This window comes from Paenibacillus vietnamensis, from assembly GCF_020169515.1.
GTDB lineage: Bacteria > Bacillota > Bacilli > Paenibacillales > Paenibacillaceae > Pristimantibacillus > Pristimantibacillus vietnamensis.
In genome coordinates, this window is sequence record NZ_JAHMHW010000001.1 from 861944 (window position 1) to 876131 (window position 14188).

General features: G+C 54.1%; 14 protein-coding genes. 11 read left to right on the forward strand and 3 right to left on the reverse strand.

All coding sequences use genetic code 11. The annotated features are described in order from the left end of the window. The first annotated feature begins 123 nt into the window (after positions 1-123). Positions 124-696, forward strand: coding sequence for a hypothetical protein (locus KP806_RS03820; RefSeq protein WP_224722206.1), 573 nt, complete (start codon positions 124-126; stop codon positions 694-696). On the opposite strand, the gene KP806_RS03825 is transcribed toward KP806_RS03820, so the two are convergent. Continuing rightward, complete coding sequence (locus KP806_RS03825; protein WP_224722207.1) at positions 680-2092, reverse strand: hypothetical protein; 1413 nt, start codon at positions 2090-2092, stop codon at positions 680-682. The two genes, KP806_RS03820 and KP806_RS03825, sit on opposite strands and share 17 nt — an antisense overlap. A 138-nt stretch (positions 2093-2230) precedes the next feature. Here KP806_RS03825 and KP806_RS03830 point away from each other — a divergent pair, with 138 nt between their 5' ends. Both KP806_RS03830 and KP806_RS03835 read left to right on the forward strand, forming a co-directional pair. Beyond that, complete coding sequence (locus KP806_RS03830) at positions 2231-2668, forward strand: DUF6376 family protein (RefSeq protein ID WP_224722208.1); 438 nt, start codon at positions 2231-2233, stop codon at positions 2666-2668. A gap of 26 nt (positions 2669-2694) precedes the next feature. Then, positions 2695-2973 carry a hypothetical protein gene (locus tag KP806_RS03835; RefSeq protein ID WP_263575534.1) on the forward strand — a complete coding sequence of 93 codons (279 nt, stop codon included), beginning with the start codon at positions 2695-2697 and terminating at the stop codon, positions 2971-2973. Between the two features lie 101 nt (positions 2974-3074). Here KP806_RS03835 and KP806_RS03840 read toward each other — a convergent pair whose 3' ends face one another. Next, positions 3075-4526: a SulP family inorganic anion transporter gene (locus tag KP806_RS03840; protein WP_224722209.1), complete on the reverse strand. Its 1452-nt coding sequence runs from the start codon at positions 4524-4526 to the stop codon at positions 3075-3077. 274 nt (positions 4527-4800) lie between these two features. Beyond that, positions 4801-5418, reverse strand: a complete 618-nt coding sequence (locus tag KP806_RS03845; protein WP_224722210.1) for a DedA family protein — start codon at positions 5416-5418, stop codon at positions 4801-4803. 151 nt (positions 5419-5569) lie between these two features. Here KP806_RS03845 and KP806_RS03850 point away from each other — a divergent pair, with 151 nt between their 5' ends. The 8 genes from KP806_RS03850 (at position 5570) to uraD (ending at position 14170) form a co-directional block, all read left to right on the forward strand. Next, entirely contained in the window at positions 5570-6502 is a 933-nt protein-coding gene (locus tag KP806_RS03850) for a serine hydrolase domain-containing protein (protein WP_224722211.1), read from the forward strand. A 314-nt stretch (positions 6503-6816) separates the two neighbouring features. Then, a complete protein-coding gene (locus KP806_RS03855) occupies positions 6817-8142 on the forward strand; it encodes a 5'-deoxyadenosine deaminase (RefSeq protein ID WP_224722212.1) in 1326 nt (441 codons plus the stop codon). A 64-nt stretch (positions 8143-8206) separates the two neighbouring features. After that, positions 8207-9310, forward strand: coding sequence for an XdhC family protein (locus KP806_RS03860; protein ID WP_224722213.1), 1104 nt, complete (start codon positions 8207-8209; stop codon positions 9308-9310). Then, a complete protein-coding gene (locus tag KP806_RS03865) occupies positions 9222-9857 on the forward strand; it encodes a nucleotidyltransferase family protein (protein ID WP_263575535.1) in 636 nt (211 codons plus the stop codon). The genes KP806_RS03860 and KP806_RS03865 overlap by 89 nt, the downstream gene beginning before the upstream one ends. Continuing rightward, on the forward strand, positions 9854-10798 hold the full coding sequence (locus KP806_RS03870) for an FAD binding domain-containing protein (protein WP_224722214.1): 945 nt from the start codon (positions 9854-9856) through the stop codon (positions 10796-10798). The genes KP806_RS03865 and KP806_RS03870 overlap by 4 nt, the downstream gene beginning before the upstream one ends. Positions 10799-10802: 4 nt before the next feature. Further along, on the forward strand, positions 10803-13091 hold the full coding sequence (pucD, locus tag KP806_RS03875) for a xanthine dehydrogenase subunit D (protein WP_224722215.1): 2289 nt from the start codon (positions 10803-10805) through the stop codon (positions 13089-13091). Continuing rightward, positions 13088-13591 carry a (2Fe-2S)-binding protein gene (locus KP806_RS03880; RefSeq protein WP_224722216.1) on the forward strand — a complete coding sequence of 168 codons (504 nt, stop codon included), beginning with the start codon at positions 13088-13090 and terminating at the stop codon, positions 13589-13591. Before pucD ends, KP806_RS03880 begins: the two co-directional genes overlap by 4 nt. Positions 13592-13669: 78 nt before the next feature. Further along, positions 13670-14170 (forward strand): 2-oxo-4-hydroxy-4-carboxy-5-ureidoimidazoline decarboxylase, encoded by a 501-nt coding sequence (gene uraD, locus KP806_RS03885; RefSeq protein WP_224722217.1) that lies wholly within the window; start codon positions 13670-13672, stop codon positions 14168-14170. Positions 14171-14188 lie beyond the last annotated feature (18 nt).

A 14188-nucleotide genomic window follows, 5' to 3' on the forward strand; every position in this document is an offset into this window, starting at 1 on the left:
CGGCAATAAGCCGCTGATCGGACCGTTTACTTATTTATGGATTGTTTGAAACTATTTCCCACCCTTATTCGTCATATACTAAAGGTCTTTAGACTATAGAGAATGATAGGGGGAGTTTGCGTGATGATGAAGGTTATGCGTTGGAAATTGTTTATATTAGCCATAACAATGTTAGCGGCAAACGTATGGCCGGGGAAAGCGGCTGCGTGCACCTGTGCCGAGCCCGTATCCGTGCAGGAAATAAAGCAGAGAAGCCATGCGGTGTTTGAAGGAAAAGCCGTTTCGGTCAAAGAAAGCTCGCTGGCCTTGTTCGGTTCATCGTCGAAAGCGGTAAGCTTCCAAGTTAACGAGGTATGGAAGGGCCAGGTTGCGCCGACAATTACGGTTATTACAGCAGGGGCGAGCGACAGCTGCGGCTTCGCGTTCGAGGAAGGTGAACGCTACTTGGTGTATGCTTCGGAACGGGACGGCAACCTGGAAGCGGGTCTATGCGGCGGGACGATGCACCAAAGCGCTGCCGGCGAGCAGTTGGCCGTTCTTGGCAACGGCTCGGTGCCTCCACAGGCGGCTGCGCAAGCGCCCGGCGCGGATAAAGGCGTTCCTTGGCCGGGCATGCTTGCGGTGTTCGCAGCGGCAGCCGCTGCTTCGGGGTATTTGGTTTACCGGTCGCGTTTAAAGGTTAAATCAAAAACATAGCCACAATCGTGGTGACGACGAGGCCAATAAGGACCGGTTTCAAATTGCGCCGCGCGAGCTCGAAAGGATCGACGCCGCAAATCGCCGCGGCCGGGATGAGCGCCCATGGAATGATCGTTCCGCCGCCGACCCAGATTGCGGATACCTGGCCGAGAGCCGTCAGAGTGGCGAGACCCGAACCGATGGCGTGGCCGAACAGCTGGGCGATGGAGCCGGCAAGCGAAATGCCCGAGAAGCCGGAGCCGTCTAGGCCGGTAACGGCGCCGACCACGGTTAGCGTTATCGAACCGACAACCCCGTTCACCGGAACGGCGTTCGCAAGCGCAACGCCCAGGTCATTGACAATGCCGTGAGAGCCGGCAGGCAGCGTATCCCCGAACATGGCGAGGAAGCCGGAGTCGCCCAGATAGAAAAAGGCGGCAATTGGGATGACGGGGCCGAACACTTTAAAACCGAATAAAAAACCTTCGATTAAATAGCTTGTCGTTTTCTCAAAGCCTTTTCCTTTATGAGTGAGCATGGTGATGACCAGCATAATGAGAATCGCCGTTCCGCCGATTAGTGCGGTAGCTTCAGAGCCTTGAAGATTCAAGACGAACATGGCGATGACGTCAAGGGCGAACAAAACGGGAATAAGGATGGCAAACAACCGCTTTGCACCGAGCGACAGACTGGCTCGATCCGCTTCGTAGAACGGTCCGGGCGATTGCAGCGGATCCTGCGGCGCAGCGATGAGTCCGCTTCTCCATTTGCCGAGCCTTTGATCCCGGCGCATCATCCAATAGGCCGAAACGGTCGTAACCGCGCCCATGACGATAACGAGCGGGATGCTCGCCTGCATGACCTCGTTCACCGGCAGGCCGGCCGCGCTTGACGTCAGCCCCGGCGCTCCTTGAATGATATAGTCGCCGGAAAGCGCGATTCCATGTCCGAACAAGTTCATCGCAACGGCCGCTCCGAGCGCAGGGAGTCCTACCCGGATCGCTACCGGCAGCAGAACGGCTCCTATTAACGCAACGGCCGGCGAGGGCCAGAAAAACCAGGAGGTTACCATCATAATCAGGCCGATCCCCCAGAATGCCAGCGCCGGAGTTCTCAGGAAACGCGTCAACGGCGAGATCATGATCTCGTTTATTCCGGTTCTGATTAAAATTCTGCTCATAGAGACGATAATGGATATGATTAATATGGTGCCGATTAGTTCTTTGATCGCATAAATAAAGCTATTGAAAATGCCGCTTACGGAACCGCTTGCAGAGGTCGTAGCAAGCAGGCCGATTCCAAATATCCCCGCGATACAGATGAGCGTCGTATCGCGCCGCATCAGCATAAATCCGATAATGGCGATAACAAAGCCCAAGTAAACCCAATGAAGCGCCGATAATTGAACTTCCATCCCGATCATCTCCTTGTGGCATCGGCGAAACCGTGTAATGCCGGCTTCGTATTGTAATGTATGCGCAAGCTTGAATAGGCGTTCGTCACCGGATAGCGGCCCATGCCCGTATGAAATTTCAAAAGGAGTGATGAGTTCATGAAGAAGGGCTTGACGTTGATATTACTATCCATCATGCTAATGACTTCCGGCTGTGGTATTATGAATGAGGTAGGTCAAACGGTAAATTTTGCTGCTGAGACGACAGGATACTTGCAAACGTTAACCGATTTCGGCCAGGATATGAATGCGCTCGCCGAACAGGCTGTAAACGATCTGGATGCAAGGACGGACTTGAAAGAGCGATTATTGGCGCTCAAGGAAGAAGTCGCGAATTACGGGGAGCTTCAGGTTCCCGATTATGCCAAGGAATTGCACCAGTCGATCGCAGCCTACAACGAGACGCTTCAGAACGGGCTGGACCAGGCGTTAACGAATATCGAGCAGGGCAGAAACGCATTTGAGTCGACGGGTATCCCGGATACGATCAACAAAATTAACGAGCTGTTGAACGAAATCAATCAGCTGGCGCCGTAACTAGGGAATAGGAAGGAAGAGAAACGTTGATTAACATCCGTGTAATTGATGCAGCAATGACATATTCGAAGGAAGACGGATATGTCGGCAAAGTGCAGTTCGGCGTTGAAGGCCATAAGAACGAATATGAAATTGCCCTGCACAGCAAAAAAGGAAACGAATGGGGCTACGGCCTGTTTTTCCTTCATGAATCAGGGAAAGAGGAAGAGCTTTTGGCGCTTGAGGATGTACTGGAGGAAGATGACGATCTTTTCGATTTTTTGGTGGAAACCGCACAAGAGAAGCTTGAGCGGACAGCTGAATAATAAGCGAAAGCAGCTGACGGTATTCCCTTTCGCCGCACAATAAAGATCCCGAAGCCGGTCAAAGTGAACCGGATTCGGGATCTTTTTAAATAAGGTTTAGCTTAATGACCGCTTGCAGAGGTAACGCCGATCTTGCGAATGACCGACCTGCTCTCCTCGTTCAAACCGCTTAGCGTAACCGTCTTGTTAAGCTGTTCGTATTTGCTTTTGACTTTTGCGATGGCCGTCACGGCAGATTGATCCCAAACATGGGAGCCGCTGAAATCCAGTATAATCTGGCCGGGATCGTTCTGGTAATCGAATAAAGAGATAAAGCGGGAGGTCGTACCGAAAAACAACTGCCCCGTTACATGGTACGTTTTTGTCCCTGCCGCATCCACGGTTGCCCGAGTTTGAATCTTTGCCATTTTCCAGGAGAAAATAAGTGCGCTTAAGGCAACCCCCGCCAACACGCCTTTCGACAAATCATGCGTAAACAGGACGATGACAACCGTTACGATCATAACCACTGCATCTGCTACAGGAACCTTATGAATTTGAAGAACGGATTTCCAATTAAAGGTGCTGAAGGCGACCATGATCATGACGCCTACTAATGCCGCCATAGGCACTTTATTTACGACATCGCTTAACACCATAATTAAAAATAACAGAAACGCGCCTGCCACAAACGTAGAAAGTCTGGTCCGGCCGCCCGATTTCATGTTGATAACCGATTGTCCGATCAAAGCGCAGCCGGCCATGCCGCCGAAGAAACCGTTCACGATGTTTGCAATTCCTTGTCCCCGTACTTCTTTGTTCTTGTTGCTGGAAGTGTCGGTTATCTCGTCCAGTACCGACGCGGTCAGCAGCGACTCTAAAATGCCGACGATCGCCAGCGAGAACGAATAAGGAAGAATAATGAGCAGAGCGTCAACCGAGAACAGAACCTCAGGAATATGGAAAAATGGCAGCGTACTCTCAATTATGCCTCTGTCGCCGATCGTTTTCAGGTCGGCCCCCGTCGCTACCGCAATCAATGATACGATAATAATAGCCGCCAGCGGAGACGGGATGACCGTTGTGAATTTAGGGAAAATATAAATAATGACGAGCGTTAACGCGACCAATGCATACATAATCCACCCGGCTCCGACGAAATGGACAAGCTGTGTCGTGAAAATAAGGATTCCAAGTGCATTGACGAACCCGTGCATGACGGATTGGGGAATGAACTGGACAAGCTGCCCCAGCTTCAGGACGCCCATCACATATTGCAGGATGCCGGCAACAATCGTGGCGGCAAACAAATATTCGATACCGTGCTTTTCCACGAGCGAAACGAGGATGAGCGCCATTGCCCCGGTAGCCGCAGAGATCATGCCCGGTCTCCCGCCGACGAAGGCGATGATCACGGCAATGCAAAATGATGCGTACAGGCCGACCATAGGGCCGACGCCGACCATTAGCGAAAAGGAAATGGATTCCGGAATGAGCGCGAGCGCAACCGTAATGCCCGACAAAATGTCGGCGCGTACGTTGGAAAACCAGGCTGTTTTTAGTTTTTGAAGCAAAGCAAATAAACCTCCCGTATTTGATAGTTTTGACTTTCCACTCTCAGAAAAGTCGGGGCCGATGTTCACTGAGCGTTATTATACCTCAACTTGGGAAAGCTGTTTGCAGACGATTCGTCCGATAAAACGCTTACATATTAAAATTTTGTTATAATCCTCACAAATTCGTAAGTTTAAACACTAAATTAATTTTTAAGCACCTAACGTGATAAAATTTTATTTACCTTTAAGAATTCAAAAAAACACCGCCGGCGCGGTGTTTTCGTTTGGGCTACTACATCGGTCTTTCCACTTCGTTTTTGCGGGCTCTGCTTTTTGCGAGCCGGACCGCAGCATAGGCGATAGCCGCGGCGGCAAGCCCGAACACGATCCATAATCCGTATTTGTAGATTTGTCCGGCCAATGCCTGTACCTGGTCGCCGACGAGCCTGCCGATGATGAAATAGATGAGTGTCCAGACGAAGGCGGCAGGATAGGCGAATAGGATGAAACGTTTGAACGGCATCCGGTTTAGTCCCATCACATAAGGGGTGACATGCCTTAGGAATGGGAGGCAGAGGCTGATGCCGATCGCATATCCTCCGTACCGTTCGCTTAATTGCTCGGATTTTTCGACGAATTTTCCGATGTTTTTCTTGCTCCTGAACCAATCGGACAACTTGCTGCCGGCGAATCGGCCGATGCTGTAGCCAAAGGTCATGGCGGAGCAGATGCCGAGACAGGTCATAATAAATGCGGGAACCGGTAGCAGAACGCCGGCTTGTGACAAAGCCCCGCCTGTCATAACGACCGCTTCGTTCGGTATGGGCAGTCCGATTAATCCGAGACATAAAACGAGAAATAAGGCGAAATAACCGATTTCTTCGATTATATTTAACAATAAGTCATACATGCTTCAACATCCTTGCTTCCAAAATATTGAATCGTTCAGTATTCGCTTCAAATAGGTTAACATAAATGAGTGCCGAAGGATACCTATCATACGGTTTACTGAGGCTGAGGATGCAAAATTTCATTTTTTATTTGGAAAGGCAGATCGTCTTATGGGGCTAAAAAGCTTGGAGCCGTTCCGGTCAACGCTGACGGAATGGAAAATTAAATCGGTTATCGTCCGGCAGGGGAGCACGGATGAGCTCGAATGGCACGAACGAGGCGGCGATACGATAGGTCCCCTGTATTCATGCACGAAAAGTGTCTTATCCGCTTTAATCGGCATTGCGCTAGATAAAGGTTATTTAGAAAACGTAGAACAGCCGGTAACGGATTTTTTGAAGCCCCCAGCGGAAGCGGAGGAGGCCGTCAGCCGGATTCAAATCCGCCATCTGCTGACGATGACTCCTGGCTTCGACTGGCCCGACTTCGACAAGCCCTACAAAGCTTTTCGGTCATCCGCGGATCCGATTCGTTTCGTCTTCGACCGCCCGGTCATCTCGGAGCCCGGGGCCGCTTTTTCCTACAATTCGGGAGGCTCGCATTTGCTTTCCGCCATTCTGACAGCCGCGACAGGCATGCCGGGTCTGCAATTCGCGAAGGAGCAGCTGTTCGGGCCAATGGAATTCCGAAGCGCGCGATGGATGGCACGGTGCGGCGTGAATGAGGGAGGCACCGGCATGTATTTGTACGGGCGAGATCTGGTGAAAATAGGACAGTTATTTGCGCAAAATGGCCGTTATGGCAGCGAGCAGCTCATTTCCCCCACGTGGATCGCAAAGTCGACCAAGCTGCACCACCGCGGCTTGCTGCATTATGAGCCGCCGATATACGGCGGGTACGGGTATCACTGGTGGATTACGCCGGAGTCCCATAACGGCTTTGCGGATTGTTACTTTGCTTTCGGGCATGGCGGCCAATATTTGCTCGTGGCCCCCGATCGTGAGCTGGTCGTTGTCGTTCGGAAGCAGGTGACAAAACGGAATGATGCGATCTATTCCAGAAGGTTTATTTTTGAGCATTTAATCCCCGCTTTATATGGATAGAACGAAGGACATGGATGATTCCATGTCTTTTTCATAAATCGCGTAAATTTTGTATTAGATATGAGACGAAATGGAGGCGGTTTCCTTGCCCTTATTAGAAAAATATGTTGCCTAACTTCCGGCACTGCTTTATCATGTTAGATAAACTTACATAAAAGATGCGACATCCATTTTATTTCCGATGAGCCAACTTTGCTTTACTAGTCTGAAAATTCAATCATTTTAAAATTCATTTTATTAACGGCTTGCCAGAACGAATGGCGGGCGGAAGCAGCCGCATACAATATTGAACCATTGCAAAGGAGGCGGCACTAATGTCCACACTACTGATCCGAAACGCCGTTGTAATGACGATGAACGCCGAGGACGAGATTTTCACCGGCGATGTATTCATAGAAGGAAACCGAATTTCGCAAATGGGAGATAAGCTTGAAGGGCTGCAAGCGGACCGGATCATAGATGCCGGAGGAAAGGTGCTGCTGCCAGGCTTCGTCCAAACCCACATTCATCTATGCCAGACGTTGTTTCGCGGAAGAGCGGACGACCTATCGTTAATCGATTGGCTGAAAGAGCGCATTTGGCCGTTTGAAGCGGCGCACAGCGAGGATTCGGTCTATTATTCGGCTCTGCTCGGCATTGGCGAGTTAATTCGCAGCGGGACGACCGCTATTTTGGATATGGAGACGGTCCATTACACGGAGTCGGCTTTTCAAGCGATCAAGGAAAGCGGCATCCGGGCATTGTCCGGGAAGGTAATGATGGACCATGGCACCGAAGTACCGCCTGCCCTGCAGGAGAAGACGGACCGGTCGCTGCAGGAGAGCGTCGATTTGCTGGAGAAATGGCATGGTGCAGAAGGCGGCAGAATCCAATACGCTTTTTGCCCGCGTTTTGTCGTCTCCTGTACCGAGGAGCTGTTAACCGGAGTACGCGATTTGTCGGCTAAGTACGGGGTCATGGTGCATACTCACGCGTCGGAAAATCTGAGCGAAATTGAGATGGTCGAAGCGGAACGTGGCATGCGAAATGTCGTTTATCTCGATCATATCGGACTTGCGAAGCCTAACCTGATTCTTGCCCACAGCATTTGGCTTGATGATGAGGAGAAGCGGATTATCCGCGAGCGCGGGGTAAAAGTCACGCATTGTCCGGGCTCCAATCTGAAGCTGGCGTCGGGGATCGCCGAGGTTCCGCTGTTGCTCGAACAAGGTGTTGCGGTCGGACTCGGAGCGGATGGGGCCCCTTGCAATAACAATCTCGATATGTTCCAAGAGATGCGTTTAACCGCGTATATCCAGAAGGTAAAGCACGGTCCGACGGTGATGAACGCCAGAACGGTGCTGCGGCTGGCTACGATCGGAGGAGCTAAGGTGCTTGGGCTTGAGGATCGGATCGGAAGCATAGAAATCGGCAAGCTGGCGGATTTGCAGCTGCTGGATCTCGAGGACTTTCACGTCTATCCGTCCTTCGACGCGGATTGGTATTCCAGGGTCGTCTACGCCGCAACGAGGGGCGATGTGGATACGGTAATGATCGATGGGCAAATCGTCATGGAAGGGAAAATCGTCAAAACGGTGAATAAAACGGTCGTGTTAAAAGAGGCCGACCGTTCCTTGCGCAAATTAATCGCGCGACTCTAAGGCGAGAGCGTACAAACTAAGCCGTTAGGCGGGTCATGCTAGCATTCGCAAAGGGGGACGAGATATGGAGCTGGATACGATTTTGTCCGCGATAAACGAAGATGACGGGCCGGGCGTGCTTGCGACGATTGTAAAAGTAGAAGGACACGCTTACCGGAAAGCGGGAGCGTCCATGCTGTTTAAGCTGAGCGGGGAGCAGGTGGGCACGATCAGCCCGGGCTGCCTGGAGCAGGACTTGGCGGAGCGGGCGCCAGCCGTTTGGGAGTCCGGACGGCATGCGTGGGCCGAATACGATATGGATCCCGACGAGGACGTCATTTGGGGCGATGCGATCGGATGCGGCGGCAAAATAAAGCTGCTGCTCGAGCCGGTTGCAGGCACACTCCGTTCCATCCTTCTCGACGTGCATCGTCATCATGCGCAGCGCCGGACGGTTATGCTGGTTCGCCGCTGGCATGGCGATTTAATTGAATATGACTTGTCCTCGGATCCTTCTGACGCGCTGCCATTTTGCTTCGAGGCGGGCGTCGGCTCCTTGGCTGTGCGTCTAACGCAGCAGATCAGCCCGCGGCCCCGACTCGTTCTGTTCGGCGCAGGAAGGGATGCCGATGCGATATACGGGATTTTAAAGCAAATCGGCTTTCAGCTGGTCATAGCGGATTGGCGCTCCGGCTTGTGCACACGCGAGCGTTTTCCGGAGGCGGAATGCATCGTCGGCACGCCGGAGGAGCTGGCTGGCAGGCTGAAGCTCCAGCCGGACGACTATTTGATCATCAACAGCCACCATTTGCAGCAGGACCGGGAAATGCTCAGACTGACGCTTCCGCTGCAGCTGGTCTATATCGGCGTCATGGGCTCGAAAAAAAGAATCAAGCTGCTGTTTGAAACCTTTCTGATTCCGTCCAATGTGAGAGCTCCGATCGGGTTGTCGATCGGGGCCGACGGACCCTATGAAATTGCCGCCAGCATTGCAGCCGAGCTGATCGCCATACGGGCGGGACGCAAGGCCAGATCGGGAAAGGAGGCGGCAAGAGATGCCTATTTCAGCCCTTTATTTGGCGGCGGGGGAAGGCAGGCGCATGGGATTCCGGAAGCAGCTGCTCGAGCTGGAGAAAGGGCAGCCGCTCGCAGGAATGGCGCTGCATGCTCTATTAACAAGCCGTCTTAAGGAAATTGTGGTCGTCGTCCGCCCGGAGGACGATCTGCAATGGCTGCAGCACTCGCTGGGCCAATACAAGTCTACCGCGGGCTCCGGCGAATGGCCTGACGTACATGTTGCGGTTTGCAGCCGTTCGCCGGAAGGAATGTCCCATTCGATTCGCAGCGGATTGCTGCATCTGTTAAGCTTCCGGCCTCAATTGGAGGAGGTCATGGTAACGCTCGCGGATCAGCCATTTCTGTCCGCCGCGCTGATTAACCGGCTGACCGATTATTGGGCTTCGCAGCCCGGTATCGATTATGCAGCCGCTGCGTTGAAGGTGGACGGGAGCAGCGAGCCTTTGCTGATGCCGCCTGCCATATTGGGGAGTACGATGTTTGTGGAGCTTCTGAGGCTGGAAGGGGATGAAGGCGCGAGAAAGCTGTTTAAAATGTCACGCTTTAAAGGCGGAGCCGTCGAACCGTTCAGCCGGATGTGCCTGTTTGATGTCGACACTCCGGAGGATGCGGATCTCGCTAAAATTCATTACCGGTTGATGGGGAGGGGAGTGCGATGACAGGAAGCATACACGAGACGCCCGCATCTCCTCATGTCTGGCAGCCGAAGACGGCAGAGGAAGCATGGCAATGCAAGCAAGCTTGCGGCTCGGAAGGCATCTATATTGCAGGAGGGACGTTGCTGCATACGCGGTGGGAAGCAGGCATCGCGGCGATGCCACCGCATTTGATCGATATTAGCGGCATTGATGGGCTTAACGGCATCAAAATCGGAGAGGCCGGCCTGGAGCTAGGAAGCGCGGTATCGCTGCAGGCATGTAGAAACCATCCGATGCTGCTGCGGCGTTTTCCATTGCTGACTGAAGCGATGAGGGCGATTGCCGCCCCGTCGGTCAGGCATTTGGGCACCATCGGCGGCAACGTGCTGTCAATTGTAGGAGATTCCATTACGGCTTTACTGGCTTACGATGCTGCGCTCGTCTGGTTCAACGGACAATCCGAGCAAACGGAAAAGCTGACCGATTGGCTGCCTAATGCCGCCGTTCCCGGCTATACAGATGACAGGCTGCTTTTGCGGATCGTGCTTCCGTTGGAGGGGGCGGACGATAAGCAGAACCGGTGTACTGACCTGGGAGCTGCAGGGAATAAGAGGCATTACGGCGCTTTTCATAAAATAGGCAGGCGTGAAGCGTTTACGCCATCGGTCGTAACGGCGGCCGTCCTCGTTACGCTGTCGGAAGCGGGTGAAATTGAGACGCTCCGCATCGCGGCTGGCGGCGGACAGACGGTGCCGGCAAGGCTGGAGGAAGCCGAACAGGACGGCATTGGCAAGCAAATCGACACCGATTTGCTCAGGCGCATTTATGAACGGGTGGGGCAAATTTACAAGCCGCAAGAGGATGCGTTCGCAACGTCGGCTTACCGTAAGCAAACGGCGGCCAATTTGATCGTTACCGAGCTTTGGAAAGCAGGCGGAGGCATAGACGGACAAGGGGGATGAGGCGATGCTGTTAAATCGCGCGAACAGCGGCGGACGATGGCGGATTCGTCCCGACGGGCCGGGGAAGGTTACGGGCAGTCTGACGTACTTGACCGACTTGACCCGGGAAAACATGCTCTACGGGCTTGTGCTGAGAAGTGAGCATCCCCATGCGCGGCTCGCACGCATTCATACCGGGAAAGCCAAGCAGCTGCACGGCGTCCGGGCGGTGCTTACGCATGAGGATGTGCCGGGGCTGAACGCATTTGGCATTGCCAACCCGGATCAGCCGGTATTTTGCAAGGACGTTGTCAGATATGTAGGAGATGCGATAGCAGCGGTTGCGGCCGATTCTCCCGCCATCGCCAAGCAGGCGCTCAGCCTGATCGAGGTCGAATACGATCTGCTGGAGACGGTCGACGATCCGGAGATGGCGCTGCTGCCGGATGCCCCTCAGCTTCACCCCGGAGGCAACGCTCTGCACCGGACCTCCTTTTGCAAAGGCGATACGGCGGCCGGATTCGGGCAATGCGTTCATATCGTGGAGGAAACGTATTATACCCCCCGGCAGATGCATACGTATATGGAAACGGAAGGCGGGTTATTCGTACCCGAAGCAAACGGCCGGCTGACGGTCTATTCCCCGACGCAGCACGGTTTTATGGACCGTATGCAGCTGGCGCGCATTTTGGATATGCCGCAGACGGACATACGGGTCGTCTCGAGTCCAATCGGCGGTTCCTTCGGCGGCAAGGACGAGCTAAACGTACAGCCGTACGGAGCGCTGCTGGCCCTTCGAACGGGCCTGCCGGTGAAAATACACAATTCCCGCTGGGAATCCGTCCGGGCCGGCTTAAAACGACATCCGATGAAAATCCGTATGAAGACGGGCACCGATGCATCCGGCAAGCTGATCGCCCATGCAGTGGACATTTTAGCGGATACCGGCCCGTATTCCACGCTGGGTGCCGAGGTGCTTAATTTTGCGACAGAGCATGTGATCGGGCCATACCGGTATTCGAATCTATCGGTGATGGGCGCGTCCGCGTTTACGAATAACGGCATGTCGGGCGAATTCCGCGGCTTCGGCGGAAATCAGGCGATTTTCGCGCTGGAAGGCCAAATGGACCGGCTGGCCGAGCGTCTCGGAATGGAGCCTTGGGCGTTTCGCAAGCTGAATATGCGGGAGCCGGGCGACCCCGGACCGTTCGATCAGCCGATCGCGGCGACTGAGGGCGCCGGGCAGGTATGGGAGGCTGTTGCGAAAAGCCCCTTGTGGCTCGAGAAGCTGAACCGCTCGCAGACCGTGACCTGCGAGCCATGGATAAAAACAGGCATCGGCGCGGCCTTTACAATGCATGGTGCGGGACTTGGCTTCGGCATTCCCGATCCGGCCGGCGGCCGTCTTCAGCTTGCGCCGGACGGCAAAATCGAAGCGGTGTTCAGTTACGAGGAATTCGGCCAAGGCTTGCTTGCCTCGCTTGAGCTGATGCTGATCGAGCAGTTCGGCTTTGCGGCTGAAGACATTCGGATCATTATCGGAGATACCGACGTCGTGCCGGACAGCGGCTCCACTACCGCATCGCGGGCAACGGCGATGATGTGGAAATCGCTGCAGCGGCTGAAGGAGCCTTTTCTTGAGCAAATGCTTGGGCGAGCCTCGTCGGTGCTGGGCATTCCTGCGGACTTGCTTCGGTTAAGCGAAGGCGGGATCCGGTTGAAGGAGAACGGCGAAGCCGCGCTGCAGCTAACCTATAAGGAGCTGGCGCAAGCGGATGGAGCGGAAATCCGCTGCGATACATCGTTTCATTTTCCGGTGTCGTCGACCGACCGGGTGGGCGCCCATTTTATGTATACTTATTCGGCAGTTGCCGTTAAGGCTGAAGTGAATACGTTAACGGGACGAGTCAAGGTGCTGGAGCAGTTTCATGCCGTAGCCGCAGGACCTGTTATTAATCCCCAAGGCTTTCTCGGACAAATCGAGGGCGGAAGCAGCATGGCGCTCGGCTTTGCTCTTACGGAGGAAGCCCTGATGGAGAAAGGGTTTTATGTGACCCGCAATATGGACACTTATCTTGTACCAACAATTGCGGAGCATAGGGGAAAAGTGACGGTTTTGCCAATTGAGGAGCTCCCCGCCGGCGACGAATACGGACCGCGGGGCATCGGTGAGGTCGGTTCGGTAACCGTCGCGCCTGCGATCGCAGCGGCAATCCGGGACGCTGCCGGCGTTTGGGTGAGCCGGCTGCCGGTCAACCCGCTCGAGCTGCAGGACGTCCCATTTTTCCTAAAAGAAGGCGGTGACCGGGGATGAATGAACATGCCGTACGGCTCGGGACTCCATATAAGCTGTCGTGCTCCGTGAACGGGAGCCGCCATGAAATCGAAACGGCGCCTTCTGCTAGACTTCTGTCGATTTTGCGGGACGACCTTGCCCTGACGGGCGCTAAGCGCTCCTGCGAAATCGGACGCTGCGGCGCATGCATGGTGTTAGTGGACGGCAAACCCGTGAACGCCTGCTTGACGATGGCTTATCAATGCAGCGGGAAAAGCATTACGACGATTGAAGGCTTATCGACGATAAACGGGAACGATCCGGTTCAGCTAGCTTTTATGGAGGAAGGCGGTTTTCAGTGCGGGTATTGCACGCCGGGCATGGTTATTTCCGTTAAGGCGCTGCTGGAGAGCAGTCCGGATCCGTCCGACGACGAAATTGCGGAGGCGCTGTCCGGCAATATATGCCGCTGCACAGGGTACGGAGGCATTTGGCGGGCCGTAAAACGGGCCGTCGAAGGACGGAGGTCGTCCGGTTGAAGCGGGGATGGCATGAGCGGCCGGATCATCTCCGGGGGAGGGTGCATATGCGATTTCGGAGCAGGGGAGGAACATGAGATGAAGCTGACGATTGAGCAAATAAACGAGTTAAGCAGAGAGCAATTCATAGAGGCGCTTGGAGCGGTTTTCGAGCATTCGCCATGGGTGGCTGGCACGGCATGGGCATGCAGGCCTTTCGGCTCGTCAGACGAGCTTCATGAGGCGATGATGAACGTTGTGCGGGAATCCCGGACGGAAACGATCGTTGACCTGTTTCGCGCGCATCCCGATCTGGGAACGCGGCTTGCCGTTGCGGACTATTCGGCGCGGGAGCAGGAGGGCGCGGGGCTCGACCGGCTGTCTGCCGAGGAATATGAGCAATTTCGCAGCTTAAACGAAGCCTATGTCGCCAAATTCGGTTTTCCTTTTATATTGGCGGTGCGCGGCAAAACGAAGGAGCAAATTCTCGAAGCGATGACATCAAGAATTGAACATCCGGCTAGCCTCGAAGCGGAGCAGGCGATGCTGGAAATCGGAAAAATTACGGGTTTTCGCTTAAAGGACCTCATCAACGGATAAAAGAAAGGATTGATCGAC

Bases quoted from the DNA above. Each gene is read 5' to 3' on its own strand.
- KP806_RS03880 (WP_224722216.1), top strand. From the start codon at position 13,088: ATGAATGAACATGCCGTACGGCTCGGGACTCCATATAAGCTGTCGTGC.
- KP806_RS03865 (WP_263575535.1), top strand. From the start codon at position 9,222: ATGGGATTCCGGAAGCAGCTGCTCGAGCTGGAGAAAGGGCAGCCGCTC.
- KP806_RS03855 (WP_224722212.1), top strand. From the start codon at position 6,817: ATGTCCACACTACTGATCCGAAACGCCGTTGTAATGACGATGAACGCC.
- KP806_RS03860 (WP_224722213.1), top strand. From the start codon at position 8,207: ATGGAGCTGGATACGATTTTGTCCGCGATAAACGAAGATGACGGGCCG.
- KP806_RS03830 (WP_224722208.1), top strand. From the start codon at position 2,231: ATGAAGAAGGGCTTGACGTTGATATTACTATCCATCATGCTAATGACT.
- uraD (WP_224722217.1), top strand. From the start codon at position 13,670: ATGAAGCTGACGATTGAGCAAATAAACGAGTTAAGCAGAGAGCAATTC.
- KP806_RS03825 (WP_224722207.1), bottom strand. From the start codon at position 2,092: ATGGAAGTTCAATTATCGGCGCTTCATTGGGTTTACTTGGGCTTTGTT.
- KP806_RS03870 (WP_224722214.1), top strand. From the start codon at position 9,854: ATGACAGGAAGCATACACGAGACGCCCGCATCTCCTCATGTCTGGCAG.
- KP806_RS03820 (WP_224722206.1), top strand. From the start codon at position 124: ATGATGAAGGTTATGCGTTGGAAATTGTTTATATTAGCCATAACAATG.
- KP806_RS03845 (WP_224722210.1), bottom strand. From the start codon at position 5,418: ATGTATGACTTATTGTTAAATATAATCGAAGAAATCGGTTATTTCGCC.
- KP806_RS03850 (WP_224722211.1), top strand. From the start codon at position 5,570: ATGGGGCTAAAAAGCTTGGAGCCGTTCCGGTCAACGCTGACGGAATGG.
- pucD (WP_224722215.1), top strand. From the start codon at position 10,803: ATGCTGTTAAATCGCGCGAACAGCGGCGGACGATGGCGGATTCGTCCC.